This is a genomic window from Acrocarpospora pleiomorpha (assembly GCF_009687885.1).
GTDB classification, from domain to species: domain Bacteria; phylum Actinomycetota; class Actinomycetes; order Streptosporangiales; family Streptosporangiaceae; genus Acrocarpospora; species Acrocarpospora pleiomorpha.
Map to the genome: position 1 here is coordinate 50,023 of NZ_BLAF01000051.1, position 13,441 is coordinate 63,463.

Sequence of the window (13,441 nt, forward strand, 5' to 3'; positions counted from 1 at the left end):
CTCAGCTCCGGATGTCCAGGAGGATCCGCTGCCCGCCGACCTCCTGGCCGGTGTAGAGCACCACGTTCCCCGGCCGGAGCCTGCCGAGCAGCGCGAGGGTCAGCGCGCGCTGCCCGCCGGTCGGGATGACGCCGCCCTCGGGCACCGCCACCTCCCCGTCCTGCCGCAGCACCGCGCACCCCGACCAGGCGTCGATCATGGTGGCCGCGGCCGGCGAGTCTGCCGAGGCGGCCGGGCGGGTGGCGTAGCGGTGGCCGCGCAGCGCGCGCCCGAGGTCGGCCGTCCACTCGTGGCCGTCGAAGCCCACCACCAGGCTGAGCGTGCGGGTGGCGCCGGGCCCGGGCGGGCCGGGCACCAGCTGGTCGGTCAGGCTGACCACCTCGACGTCGCCGACCGCCCGAGCCGGGGACGACAGCGTGCTCGCGGGCTCCCCGTCCTCCGGCCCTTGGACGAAGTAGGCGGTGTCCTCGGGGACCAGTGTTCCCTCGCGCCGGCTCAACAGGTACGCCGGGCCGAGCAGTTCGCCGTCGAAGGCGACCGGCGGCAGGACCACCGCGCCCCCGTGCTGGAACCCGTAGGCCCCTTCGGCGTGCCCGCCCGTCACGGCCTCGGCGGCGAATCGGACGATCGCCGCGTGGGCGATCCGCCGGGTCATCACCTGGACGGTGAACCAGTCGCGGGCGTCCTGGAGCCTGGTCAGACCGTCGGCATCGGCGAGCACCCGCACCCGCGACGGGTCGGTGAACGGGATGAGGGCGTCCCGCAGCAGCACGAGCTGCCACAGCCACTCGTTGTAGAGGTTGCGCGCGGCGTGCAGCCCGGGACCGCCGATGAGCCGTTCGACCACCGGGGGAATCCACGCGTAGCCCACGCAGCTGCTGTGGATGTCCCGCGGGCCGGGCGCGCCCGTGCCGGGCGTGCTTCGCACCAGGTCCAGGATCACCTCGGACACCGCGACGGCGTTCTCGCGCAGCTCGTTCCTGACGTCCTGGTCGGCGAGCCCGGCGTCCAGCCGCAGTGTCGCGTAGGGACCGGACACACTCAGGCTGGCCGTGAGCCCGGCGATGAAGTAGGCCCTGGTGGCCTCGCCGCCGCCCGCGGCGGCGACCGCGGATTCCAGCAGCGTGCCCGCGGCGGCGACGAAGGTCGCGGGGTCCACCGCACGGCCTCCGGCGAAGTCATTCCATGTCATGCCTTTACCTCCGCATCCTGGAAGATCGGCCGCCCCGACGCGTCGAGGCGCACCCCTGTCACCCGCTCCGCGAGCCCGACCGACGAGGCCTGCTCGAAGAGCGGGATGCCGTGCCCGCGGGAAAGGATCGCCTCGGCCGCGGCCGCCACGGCGCGGGCGCGCTCGGCGGGATCGATCACCGTGGCGATCCTGGCGATCGTGCTGTCCACCTCGTCCGGCTTGGCGCGCCGCAGCGGGTTCGCGCTCTCCACCGGATACACGCTGGCGAGGACCGTGGGATCGCCCCTGGTCACCGCCCAGGAGACGAAGTCGTAGTCGCCGGAACCCTGCCGCGCGCTGTTGGTGGCGTCGTCGAGCGGCGTCGGCCGCAGCTCGATCCCGACCTCGGCGAGCTGCTGCGCCATGAGCTGGTACACCGAGCCGTACGCTTCGTTGGCCGAGTAGACCAGGTCGAAGGACAGCCGCTCCGATCCCTTGGCGCGCACGCCGTCCGGGCCGCGCCGCCAGCCGGCCGCGTCGGCCAGCCGGGCCGCCTCGTCAGGGGCGTACGCCAGGTCGGCGGAGCGATCCGCGTAGCCGGGCGTGGTGCTGGCGAGCACGTCGGTCGCCGGCCGTTCGCCCGCCGCGAGCAGCGGCGCGAACCGCGACCGGTCGAGGGCGGCGCTGATCGCCAGCCGTACGGCGGGATCGCGCAGCGCGGGCCGCGACTCGTTGGGCAGCAGCGTGAACACGATGCCGGGCCGGGTGGCGGACAGCAGCCGGGGACCCCGCTCGCCGAAGGACCGCTGGTCCTGCTGGAGCACCTGCAGGTCGGCGTCGAGCTGCCCGGACCGGAGGCTGCCGTGTCTGGCGCTCGGGTCGGTGACGATGGCGAAGGTCAGCGCGCGCACGCGCGGGACCCCCTGGTGGGCGGCCAGCTTGCTCGCCCAGGCGTATCCGGTGCGCGCGGAGAGCCGTACCTCCTCGTTGAGCGCGACCCGGCCGAGCACGTACGGGCCGGAGCCGGCGAGCCCGCCCGCGCAGCGCTGTTCAGGGGTCTTGCCGAGCGTGCCGGGGGAGAGCATGCCGAGCGTCACCATCGAGGTGGCCTGGAGGAACTGCGCGCTCGGGGCACCGAACCGCACCTCGACGGTCTTCGCGTCGAGCGCGGTGGCCCCCTCGTACCCGGCGAGGTAGCCCGAGCCGAGCGGGGACCGCGCGCCGAGCTTGGCGATGTCGTCGAGGTTGGCGACGACTGCGGCGGCGTCCAGCGGCGCGCCGTCGCTGAAGGTCACGCCGTCGCGCAGGGTGAAGGTGAACCGCTCGGCGTTCTCGTCGACCTGCCACGATGTCGCGAGCCACGGCACGATCTCCCCGGTTCGCGGGTCCTGGTCGGTGAGCGAGTCCACGAGCTGGCGCGACACATGGAGGTTCGAGGTCTGCGGGGTCTGGTGCGGGTCGAGGCAGCTCACCGGCGCGGCCAGCCCCACGGTGAGGGCGTCCCCGGCGGGCCGCTCGGTATCCGCGGTCGCGCAGCCCACGACCAGTACGGCGCAGCACGTGAGTACAGAGGTCAGTCGAAGCACGGGCACCAGTCTGCGAGCCCGCCGCTTAAAGCCTATAATCCCGATTCTCATTGTGTGGAAAGCGCCCGGGGGTTTCTACTCAATGGAAGCCGGGCGTTGAGCCCTCCGCTTCCAGGGCGGGACCGTGGATGCATGGACACACTGGAGCGTGACTCGCTCGTCGGCGAGTTGCTGGACCCGCAGGCCGGTCGATCCGCCGACCGACCGGTTCACCGGGCTCACGATCGACGACGCGTACGCGATCCAACTCGGCCGGATCGACCGCCCGCCCGGCTGTCCGACCTGGACCTGCGGCTGGCCGGCTGCGTGCTGCGGCGCAACGGCGAGATCGTCGGCACCGGGACGGGGGCGGCGGTGCTCGGCTCGCCGCTGAACGCGCTCGTGTGGCTGGCCAACACGCTCGGCGCGCACGGCGTGACGCTGGAGGCGGGGCACACTCCGCCTGTCATCGGGCGCCGCGATCATCGCCCCAGGCGCGCGTCGCGCACCGCGCGTACGGCCTTGAGGATGTTCACGTAGCCGGTGCAGCGGCAGAGATTGCCGGCGAGGCCACGCCGGATCTCGTCGTCCGACGGGTCCGGGTTCTGTGCCAACAGGTGGCGGACGGACATCACCATGCCGGGTGTGCAGTATCCGCACTGCATGCCCTGGGCAGCGATGAAGGCTTCCTGAATGTCATCGACTTCGGGGGGTGTCCGGCCGTCCTCGACGGTACGGACCGTCCGGCCGTCTGCTTCCGCGGCGAGCAAGCAGCATGATTTGACCGTGAGCCCGTCGAGGCTGAGCGTGCATGCTCCGCAGCTTGCGGATCGGCACCCCACGTGGGTGCCGGTCAACCGGGCCCGCTCGCGGATTGCGTCAACCAGGGTTTCTCGAGGGTCGACATCCCAGGTGACGACTTCGCCGTTCACCTCGACTGAGATCAGCATGACTGTTCCTCCTGCGCACGTTGAAGCACGCGCGTCGCAAAGTGCCGGGCCATGGCTCGTCGGTAGGGTGCCGGGTTGTGCGCATCGCCGAAAGGTCGGTCGGCGCAGGCCTCATCGACTGCGTCGAGCGTCGCGGCCAAGTCGAATTCGCGACCCAGTTCCACGATCACCGGTGTGGGTGTCGCGCCGCCGACGGCGAGCCGACCGTGATCCGGCTTGAGAACAGCCGCGGCGGTGATAGTCGGCGCGGCGCCCTGAACCCGGAAGTACCTCTCGAACGCAGTTCGCCCGCCACTGGTGGACGGCACTACAACGGCGACGATCACCTCGTCGCGCGCCAGATCCGTACGCCGGAGCCCGAGCACGAAACGATCGAAGGCCACTTCTCGCGAGCCCCGTCGACTGACGACGACCACCCTCGCGCCAAGTGCCGTCAACGCGGTGACGTAATCGGCGCCGGCGTTGCCGTATGCCGCAACGCCACCGATGGTGCCGCGATTGCGTACTTGAACGTCTCCGATGCCTGCGGCGGCCGTGGCGAGGATGGGCACGTGCTCGGCCACAATAGGGTCGGAGGCTATCTCGGAGTGGGTGGCCATCGCACCGAACCGAACGGAGTTTCCCGAGCATGCGATACCCCGCAGTGCCGGGATACCGCTGAGCGAGACGATTTTGTCGGCGCGTCCGATGCCCCGGTTGAGTAGCGGCATGATTGTCATCCCGCCGGCCAGGATCGTCGCCTCGCCATCGAGTTCGGTGAGGAGATCTGGAAGAGTCCGCGGAGCGGCGAAGGATGCCGGCATCATTCGCCTCGCGCGATCTGAATGGCTTCCCACACCCGCACGGGTGTGAATGGCATCGTCGTCATTCGTACCCCGAACTCGGCGAGTGCGTCGTCGATCGCCGAGGCGATCGCCGGTCCGGGCGCGGAGATACCCGATTCTCCGACGCCCTTCATGCCCATGAAGGTGAAAGGTGACGGCGTTGACCGGTGACCGAGCGAGATGTCGACGCTTTCCCGGATGCCGGGCAGTGTGTACTCCCGTAGGGTCGGAGTCTGAGGGTTGGCATCGTCGTCGTAGACGATCTCCTCGTACAGACTTGCCCCGATGCCTTGCATGATGGCGCCGTGCAGCTGTGCCTCGGCGAGCAGCGGATTGACCACGACGCCGCAGTCGTGCACGAGAGCGAACTTCTCTATTCGCACCTCTCCGGTCTCGGGGATCACCTCCACGATGCACGCGCCGGTGGAGAAGGACCAGGTCGGATACTGGTTGTAGCGCCCGTCCTCGTCCTTTCTGTGGTAGACGTTGTCGATCTTGAAGGCGCGGGTCGCTTCGAGAGCGGGGTCGATGCCGGCCATGTGACGGCCGTGCGGTTTGCGATAGATCTCTGCCGCGACCTCGTCGAACGTCACCGACTGGCCGCTCGCCCGGGAGCGTATGCGGTGTCGCGTCACCTCCAGGTCCGCCCGGTCCGCGTTGAGCATCCGCTCTGCCACGATCTCGAGTTTCTCGCGAATCACCAGGGCGGCGAGTCGCGCGGACGATCCACCGAAGGTCAGGCTTCGCGAGCTGTAGTTGCCGTTGCCGTGCGGCGCCGACTGGGTGTCCCCTTGCAGCACCCGTACCCGATCGAGGTCGGCACCGAGACATTCGGCGACGATCTGCGCGATGCCGGTCTCGTTTCCGCTGCCGGGGGAGGTGACTCCCGTCAGCACCGTGACGTCGCCGCGAGGGGTCATCTTCACGGTCGCCGAATCGGTGCCGTTGAGCAGGGCGTCAGGTCGTGAACTGCCTTCCGGGGTGAGCTCGTGGCCGATACCGATGCCGAGATAGCGGCCATCCGTGCGTGCCGCCGTTTGGCGCGCCGGGAAGTCGTCCCAGCCGATCAGCTCCTTCACCGCCTCCAGCGTGCCCTGGTAGTCGCCGGAGTCGGTCACCCAGCCTGAGGGCTGGATGTACGGGAAGTGACTGGGGGAGATGAAGTTGCGGGTGCGTACGGCATCACGACCGAGTCCACATGCCCGGGCCACATCATCGAGAATGCGCTCCATGAAGAACGCGGCGACTTCCTTGCCGTAGCCCCGATAGGCCTGCCATGGACCCCGATTGCTGACCACGGCGCGCAGCCGGATCGAGACGTGGTCCACGACGTAGGAGCCCGGCATGCACGCCGCGCTCACGATCGCCATCAACCACCCCAGAAACGTGGACTGGGCGCCGATGTCGGCGAGGAGGTCGGCTTTGAGCGCCGTGATCCTGCCGTCGGGCTCGAATCCCACCTCGTAGTCGCAGCGCATGTCACGGGAATGGCCGCCCGCCGAGAGGTACTCGTGGCGTTGTTCGATCCATTTCACCGGCCGGCCGAGCCGCCTCGACGCGTACGCCGTGATCACATCCTCGGGGAACATCGGGATCTTGCCCCCGAAAGCGCCGCCCACCTGAGGCTGAATGACGCGAAGATTCCCCTCCGGAAATGACAGGGCCGCTGACAGGAGCGCGCGCAGCACGTGGGGCGCCTGGGTCGATGCCCAGCAGGTCATGGTCTCGTCGTAGGGGTTGTAGTCGGCGATGATGCCGCGACCCTCCAGCGGAGTCGCGGCGACACGGTTGCATACCAGAGTGCCCGAGGTCCGGCCGCTCGGCGGGGTGGCCGCGAGCACCGCGTCGGCGTCTCCTCGCGCGATCGGGTAGTCGACCATGACATTGTCCGGCCAGCTCTCCTCGACGAGCACCGCGTCGGGTTTCAGCGCCGCGCGGGCGTCGCCCAGGGCCGGGAGTGTCTCGTACGCGACGAGCACGGCCTGGACGGCGGCGTGAGCAGTCACGTAGTCGCGTGCCACGACTGCCACGACGGGCTCGCCGACATAGCGAACCTTGTCCACGGCCAGGACGTAGCGTACGGCGGTCCGAGGCGTGAAGTTGACGTTTGTGCCGCTCGGCTGGATCGCGACGCCGGCGTCCCGGAGTTCGTCGCCGGTGAGGACGAGTGCGACGCCGTCGAGACCATGAACGGCGCTCGTGTCCACCGACCGGATACGGGCGTGGGCGTGCGGGCTTCGCACGACGGCCATGGCCAGGCAGCCCTCGGGTCGGATGTCGTCGATGTAGGTGGCCGCGCCCGCGGCTGAACGACGGTTGTTGCGCCCGGGGATCGACGCGCCGACGTAGGTCATCGCGCTTCCGTCGCCCTGCGGACGAGATCAACGCACCGATCCGGCCAGTCGGCGGGCTGGGGCTCGCCGCCGATGTAGCTTGCGTAGTAGTAGCCGAACATCATGTTCAGCACGAGGTTGACGTCGATGTCCTCGGGGAACTGACCCTCCCTGATACCCCGATCGAGCACGGCTCGCACGCGATTGCGGCGCGCTCGGACGACCTGTTCCCGGTAGAGGGCGATCATCCCAGGCTGCTGTTCCTCGTGCGCGAGCAGCGTGCCGATGATGCTCATGCCGTGGTCCCGGCTGACCGCGCGTTCGAACAGCCGCAGCTCCGTGAGGAGTGCCTTCCACGCATCCGCCTCGGTGGTGGGTGGATCATCGTTCGACATCGTGGCGATCGCTGCGGTCGCCAGTTCGATCTTGGTGGACCACCGACGGTAGATGCTCGGCTTGCTCACCCCAGATCGTTCGGCGACGGCGTCCATGCTCATCGAGGCGAACCCCTCGCGCGAGAGCACGTGCAGGGCCGCTCGCAGGATACGGGCATCGGCGTCGATATCTCGTGGCCGGCCGCGGCCTCGAGGTGCGCTCTCTCGAGGCTCCAATGTCGGCCTTGACCCAGGGATCGTCATGTCCCTACTCTAAGACATCATTTACGATACCGTAACGTAAAGATAATAGGAGCCTCCAAATGCTCAGGGTCGAGCACCTGTCACTCGCTTTCCGAGGCGTGCAGGCCTTACGCGACGTCACGTTCGAAGTCGCCGCCGGAGGCGTCACTGCCCTGATCGGACCCAACGGGGCGGGCAAGACGACGATGTTCAACTGCATCAGCCGCATCCTCACCCCCGACAGCGGAACGCTCAGCCTCGACGGAATCGATCTGATCGGAGTCCGAGCGTCCCGCCTCCCAGAACTGGGAGTCGCCCGTACCTTCCAGCACGCCGCCCTGTTCCCGTCCCTCGACGTGCGCGGCAACGTCCGGATCGGGGCTGATGTCGCACGCCACGCGTCGCGCCCGGCGCTGTCGGTCGACGAGACCTTGGACCTGCTGCAGCTTTCCGCCGACGCCTCTCGAAACACCGAAGGACTCCCGCTCGGCACCAAGAAGCGCGTCGAGTTGGCCCGCGCGCTGGCAAGCGGTCCGCACCTCCTGCTGCTCGACGAGCCCGCGGGGGGCCTGACCCACGAGGAGGTCGGCGAGATGCGCGACACCCTTCTCTCCGTGAAGGAGCGACTCGGCCTCACCATCCTGCTCGTCGAACACCACGTCCAGATGGTCATGAGCATGAGCAGCCACGTGGTCGTGATGTCGTCAGGCGAGGTCATCGCCGACGGAGCACCGTCCGACGTGCAATCCGACCCGCGCGTCATCAGCGCCTACCTGGGGAGCTGAGATGTCCGATCCTCTCGTACCACTGCTCGACGTGGACAACCTTTACGCCCGCTACGGTCAGGCGCGCGTTCTGCACGGCGTCAGCCTGACGGTCCTGCCGGGCGAGGTGGTCGTCCTCCTCGGCGCGAACGGGGCGGGCAAGACGACGCTGCTCCGCGCCATCACCGGTCATGTCGAGCGGACTGGATCGATAAAGTTCGTCGGCACGGACATCACGAGAGCATCGCCGGCGACAATCGTGTCCCTCGGACTCGTCCAGGTTCCGGAAGGACGTGGCACGTTCGCCGACCTGACGGTCCAGGAGAACCTCCGGCTCGGCGCCTACACGCGCCGCGTCACCGCTGCGGCGCTCGCGCTCGAGATCTCCGAGATCGTCGAGCGGTACCCCATCCTCGGCGAACGCGCAGGCCAGCGGGCCGGGCTGCTCAGTGGGGGAGAGCAGCAGATGCTCGCGATCGCACGGGCGCTGCTTGCCCGGCCACGGCTCCTCGTGCTGGACGAACCCTCGCTCGGACTCGCCCCGGCCATGACGCGCGCCGTCTTCGACACGTTGCGTGAACTGCACGACGAGCAAGGGCTCAGCCTGCTCATAGTCGAGCAGAACGCTGACCTGAGCCTCGGCATCGCCGACCGCGCGTACGTGCTCGAAGCGGGAGAGATCCAGGTTGCCGGTCCGGCCGCAGCCATCCGCGACGACGCCGGTCTCCGCCGGGCGTACCTGGGATATTAGGAGCGACACGATGCTGGCTCTCCAGTTACTCGTTGACGGCGTCGGCAAGGGGGCGATCTACGCCGCTCTCGCCCTGGCGATTGTCGTCGCCCACCGGAGCACTGGGCTGGTCAACTTCGCGCAGGGCGAGTTCGCCACGCTGTCGGCGATGTTGACGGTCGCGCTCACCGGCCTCGGCCTCGACGTCTGGCTCGCACTCGCCGTCGCGGCCGCGGCCTCCTTCGCCGGAGGCGCGCTCATCCAGGTGGTGATCGTGCGCCCTACGATGCGCCGTGACCTCGTCCCCGTGGTCATCATGATCGGTCTCTATGTCTGCGCCAATGCCATCGGTCAGCTGACCTTCGGCCAGAACCCGCGCCCCCTCGAAGGGCTCTTTCCCGCCGGAGGGCTCATGCTCGGCGGGATCCGCATCCAATGGTCGCTGATCGGGGTGATTCTCCTGCAAGCGGTGGTGATCACGGCGCTCACCCTCTTCTTCGTCCGGACCAAGATCGGGCTCGGGTTCCGCGCGGTCGCGACCGCCCCCGAGGCGAGCCGGGTCGCGGGGATACCCGTCGAACGAATGCACATGATCGGCTGGGGCATCGCCGCAGCGCTCGGGGCCGTGGCCGGTGTCAGCCTCACCAACCTCGGCGTCTACGTCGAGCCGCACATGATGACGACGGTCCTGGTCTACTCGCTCGCCGCGGTCACGATCGGAGGATTCGACAGCGCACTCGGCGCGATCGTCGGCGGCACGATCATGGGAATCGTGGAGAGCCTGGTCACCGGCCTCGTACCGGGTGTCTCAGGAGATGCCGGAATCCTGGTCTCACTCGCGATCATCACCCTGATCCTGCTGTCGCGACCACAGGGACTCTTCGGCCGAGAGCGGGTGACCCGTGTCTGAGTCACGCTCGGTACGCGCGGCCCAAGCGGGCAACGCCGCACTTGTCCTCGCCCTCGTGCTCGTCCCGCTCTTCTTCGAGCCTTTCAGGGTCACCCAGTTCACCCAGATCCTCGTCGTCGCCATCGCGGTGGCCGGGCTCAACCTCCTGACCGGCTTCACCGGGCAGGTCTCCGTCGGGCACTCGGCCTTCTTCGGGATCGGCGCCTACGTGACCGGTGTCCTCATCGTCCATGCCGCCGTTCCGATGACCGCCGCGATCATCGCAGGCACCCTCTCCGGCGGCATCGCCGGAGCACTGTTCGGCGTTCCTTCCCTGCGGATCAAAGGCACCCACCTCGCGATTGTGACGTTGGTGCTGGCAGCATCCCTCCCCGCCGTGCTGAGCACGTTCTCCGAGATCACCGGCGGCACGGAAGGGCTGCGCGTACCCCGCATCACACCACCGCGCGGATCGTTCCTCGCCGCCGACCAAACCCGCTACTACGTCGTACTCGGTGTGCTGCTCCTCATTGTCCTCGGCGTCTTCATGCTCGACCGCAGCCGGACCGGGCGTGCACTACGCGCCCTCGGCGACAACGAGATCGCCGCGGTTACGTACGGCGTACGCCCCATGCGGCTGCGGATCGGCGTATTCGCGGCGAGTTCGACGATCACGGCCCTAGCGGGCGCCCTTTTCGCCGTCACGAGCGGCTTCATCTCCTCGACCACGAGCTACATGACGATCGTCGGATCGATCGTGTTCCTCACCGCACTCGTGATCGGGGGACGCGCGCTACTCGCGGGACCGCTCGCCGGTGCGGCGATCGCGGAGCTCCTACCAGCCCAGATCAGCCGGCAATCCCCGGAATGGGCGAACTTCGCCTATGGCGCGATCCTGATCGCCCTCCTGCTCCTCGCGCCCGAAGGCATCTCCAGCCTCCGCCCCAGGCGCTGGCTGTCACGCACGGCTCCTGATGTCCTCCCCACCCCCCTTCAACAGGAGGAAGCACCTCATGACACCGACAACACCCACGACCAAGCGACGTCCACGACGCATATTGGCTAGCACAGGATCACTCCTCGCCACTGTCCTCCTCGTGACAGCTTGTACGGCGCGAGTCGGCGACGGCGGCGACCCCGCAGCATCAACCGACGGCAGCCTCAATCTGACCGCCGACTGCCTCCACTACGACCCGACGGCAGGCGTCACCGCCAGCGCGATCAAGCTCGGAACCAGTCTGCCGCTCACCGGGCCACTGGCCATCCCTGGCACGTTCCACTTCGGCCTCGAAGCCCATCTCGCAAAGATAAACGCAGAAGGCGGCATCGACGGCAGAAAGATCGAGCTCACCGTACTCGACGATGGCTACGACCCCGCCAAGACCGCCACGAATGTCAACGAACTTGTCAACCGGGACAAAGTCTTCGGCATCGTCGGAATCCTCGGCACCGCCACCGCGCTCGCGGTACAGCAGGATCTGCAGGACAGTTGCGTACCCAACCTGTTCATCCAGACCGGGGCCCCCGTGGTCGCCGACCCCGCGCAGACCTGGTCGCAGATCCAGTTCCCGACCTACACCCTGGAGGCGCAGGCGCTCGCCCAGCGCGCCATCAACGCGGGCGTCAAATCAGTGTCGATCATCAGCCAGAACGACGCCTTCGGAAAGGCGTACGTGGACGCCCTCGTCGGCCCGCTCCAAGACGCCGGTGTCAAGGTGGGCACCCGGGCGACCTACGACCCCGGCGCCCCCAGCGTCGAAACCCAGATCACCCAACTCGCCGCTGATGGTGCCGACGCGGTGTTCATCGCCGCGCTCGGCACCAAGTGCCCACAGATCCTCAATGGCATCAAGTCGTCTCGCTGGAACCCGCTGCTGCTCAGCGTCAACTTCTGCACGTCTCGTGGACTGCTCGGGCTCCTTGAGAACGGCGCAGGAGACGACATGATCGGTACGACCTGGTACAAGAGCCCCACCGACCCGCAGTTCGCGGACGACGCTGCTCTTGCGGCCTACCGCGAGGCGCTCGCAAAGTACGCACCCACCGCCGATCCCGATGAGGATTTCGTGCTCGACGGTTGGCTGGTAGGCCAACTCCTCATCAAGGTCCTCAAATCGGCCGAGACACTCGATCGCGCGTCGGTGATGCGGGCCGCGCACGATGCCAACCTGCACGTGGACACCATGCTCGACGGCGTGCAGTTCGCCGCCGCGGGGACTACGGAGCCGATCGGTCAAGTTCAGCTGCGCCGCTACGACAGCGCAAGCAAGACGTTCCTCTTCATCGATCCCAAGTCGGGCGACGACCTGCCGGCCGGAAAGACGAGACTGATCATCCGCAGGACGAACCTGCCCCCGAGCGCTGACGTCCGAGAGACGACGGCAGCTCCATCTGAAGGCAAGCCATGACCTCAACCGATGACGCGCTCTACGGACTCGACGCCCTCCCCTACGGTGTCTTCGATCCAGGTCAAGGCCCTCGGGTGGGCGTTCGATTCGGGCCGGGAGTCGTTGATCTCGCAGCTCTGTCCGCTGCTGCTCACTCACCGCTGGTGGAACTGTTCGACCAACCCTCCCTCGACGCTTTCCTTGCGGCGGGCAGGACGGTGTGGTCGCAGGCTCGGTCGAAAGTCCAGGAATGGCTGTCGACGACACCGAGCGAGCACGGCCATCGCCTCGCGGACGTCGACCTTCATCAGCCCTTCACCGTCGCCGACTACGTGGATTTCTACTCCTCTCGAGTGCATGCGGAGAACCTGAGTCAGATCTTCCGGCCTGGTCAGCCGCCGTTGCAGCAAAACTGGCTGAGCCTTCCCGTCGGCTACCACGGTCGGGCCGGCACGATCGTGCCATCCGGTACGCCGGTCGTTCGGCCAAACGGCCAGCGGGCGGGAGCCGGTGCCGGCCCTTCGGAATTCGGTCCAACCCGAAAGCTCGACCTGGAGGTCGAGCTCGGTTTTGTGGTAGGCCGCGGGTCCACGCTCGGAACTCCTGTCCCGGGCGGGGACGCCCGCGAGCACATCTTCGGCGTCGTGCTGGTTGACGACTGGTCCGCTCGCGACATCCAAGCGTTCGAGTACGTCCCCCTGGGACCGATGCTCGGGAAGTCGTTCGCCACCTCGATCGGGCACTGGGTACTGCCGATCGAGGCGCTCGACGCCGCGCGCATCCCGCCACCACCGAGAGAACAGGCGCTTCACCCCTACCTGACCGGCTGGAACGATATGGGACTCGACATCGACTTCGAGGTCCGCCTCAATGGGCACCTGATCAGCGCGCCACGCTACCGCGACGTCTACTGGACGCCCGAGCAACAGCTCGCGCACCTGACCATCAGCGGCGCCTCGCTCCGATCTGGTGATCTGTTCGCGTCCGGAACGGTCTCGTCGATTGGGAATCCCGGTTCGTTGATCGAACTCACCCTGGACGGCCGTCGGCAATTGGCGCTCCCGGACGGCCGGCAACGGACCTACCTCGAAGACGGCGACGAGGTCGTCATCACCGCGACGGCGCCTGGTCCCGGCGTCGCACGCATCGGCCTCGGAGAAGTGCGCGGAACGATCTACCCGTCACCGATCGAACAGGAAGACAACTAATCG

13 protein-coding genes are annotated in these 13,441 nt (G+C 68.0%); 7 read left to right on the forward strand and 6 right to left on the reverse strand.

Features of this window, described 5'->3' with window-relative positions; all coding sequences use genetic code 11:
- Position 1: 1 nt before the first annotated feature.
- Together Aple_RS36000 and Aple_RS36005 are read right to left on the reverse strand one after the other, a co-directional pair.
- Complete coding sequence (locus Aple_RS36000; RefSeq protein WP_155349222.1) at positions 2-1,192, reverse strand: hypothetical protein; 1,191 nt, start codon at positions 1,190-1,192, stop codon at positions 2-4.
- Complete coding sequence (locus tag Aple_RS36005) at positions 1,189-2,757, reverse strand: ABC transporter substrate-binding protein (protein WP_170321832.1); 1,569 nt, start codon at positions 2,755-2,757, stop codon at positions 1,189-1,191. The genes Aple_RS36000 and Aple_RS36005 overlap by 4 nt, the downstream gene beginning before the upstream one ends.
- Positions 2,758-2,889: 132 nt before the next feature.
- Here Aple_RS36005 and Aple_RS53760 point away from each other — a divergent pair, with 132 nt between their 5' ends.
- Entirely contained in the window at positions 2,890-3,276 is a 387-nt protein-coding gene (locus Aple_RS53760; RefSeq protein ID WP_218038674.1) for a hypothetical protein, read from the forward strand.
- Here the strand turns inward: Aple_RS53760 and Aple_RS36015 are convergent.
- The 4 genes from Aple_RS36015 to Aple_RS36030 are packed head-to-tail and all read right to left on the reverse strand — an operon-like array spanning position 3,219 to position 7,481.
- Positions 3,219-3,686, reverse strand: a complete 468-nt coding sequence (locus Aple_RS36015) for a (2Fe-2S)-binding protein (protein WP_155349224.1) — start codon at positions 3,684-3,686, stop codon at positions 3,219-3,221. The genes Aple_RS53760 and Aple_RS36015 overlap by 58 nt on opposite strands.
- Positions 3,680-4,492: an FAD binding domain-containing protein gene (locus Aple_RS36020; RefSeq protein WP_155349225.1), complete on the reverse strand. Its 813-nt coding sequence runs from the start codon at positions 4,490-4,492 to the stop codon at positions 3,680-3,682. The genes Aple_RS36015 and Aple_RS36020 overlap by 7 nt, the downstream gene beginning before the upstream one ends.
- Positions 4,489-6,864 (reverse strand): xanthine dehydrogenase family protein molybdopterin-binding subunit, encoded by a 2,376-nt coding sequence (locus Aple_RS36025; RefSeq protein WP_155349226.1) that lies wholly within the window; start codon positions 6,862-6,864, stop codon positions 4,489-4,491. The genes Aple_RS36020 and Aple_RS36025 overlap by 4 nt, the downstream gene beginning before the upstream one ends.
- Positions 6,861-7,481: a TetR/AcrR family transcriptional regulator gene (locus tag Aple_RS36030; protein ID WP_155349227.1), complete on the reverse strand. Its 621-nt coding sequence runs from the start codon at positions 7,479-7,481 to the stop codon at positions 6,861-6,863. The genes Aple_RS36025 and Aple_RS36030 overlap by 4 nt, the downstream gene beginning before the upstream one ends.
- Positions 7,482-7,540: 59 nt before the next feature.
- On the opposite strand from Aple_RS36030, the gene Aple_RS36035 reads away from it, so the two are divergent.
- Genes Aple_RS36035 through Aple_RS36060 form a run of 6 tightly spaced genes read left to right on the forward strand, consistent with a single transcriptional unit; the run spans position 7,541 to position 13,438 of the window.
- On the forward strand, positions 7,541-8,245 hold the full coding sequence (locus Aple_RS36035; RefSeq protein ID WP_155349228.1) for an ABC transporter ATP-binding protein: 705 nt from the start codon (positions 7,541-7,543) through the stop codon (positions 8,243-8,245).
- 1 nt (position 8,246) lies between these two features.
- A complete protein-coding gene (locus tag Aple_RS36040) occupies positions 8,247-8,975 on the forward strand; it encodes an ABC transporter ATP-binding protein (RefSeq protein ID WP_155349229.1) in 729 nt (242 codons plus the stop codon).
- Positions 8,976-8,985: 10 nt separating this feature from the next.
- The gene (locus tag Aple_RS36045) at positions 8,986-9,864 is read left to right on the forward strand and encodes a branched-chain amino acid ABC transporter permease (RefSeq protein ID WP_155349230.1); all 879 of its coding nucleotides are present in this window, start codon (positions 8,986-8,988) and stop codon (positions 9,862-9,864) included.
- Positions 9,857-10,909, forward strand: a complete 1,053-nt coding sequence (locus Aple_RS36050) for a branched-chain amino acid ABC transporter permease (protein ID WP_155349231.1) — start codon at positions 9,857-9,859, stop codon at positions 10,907-10,909. The genes Aple_RS36045 and Aple_RS36050 overlap by 8 nt, the downstream gene beginning before the upstream one ends.
- A 31-nt stretch (positions 10,910-10,940) precedes the next feature.
- Complete coding sequence (locus Aple_RS36055) at positions 10,941-12,251, forward strand: ABC transporter substrate-binding protein (protein WP_170321834.1); 1,311 nt, start codon at positions 10,941-10,943, stop codon at positions 12,249-12,251.
- Positions 12,248-13,438, forward strand: a complete 1,191-nt coding sequence (locus Aple_RS36060) for a fumarylacetoacetate hydrolase family protein (protein WP_155349233.1) — start codon at positions 12,248-12,250, stop codon at positions 13,436-13,438. Before Aple_RS36055 ends, Aple_RS36060 begins: the two co-directional genes overlap by 4 nt.
- Positions 13,439-13,441: the final 3 nt, after the last annotated feature.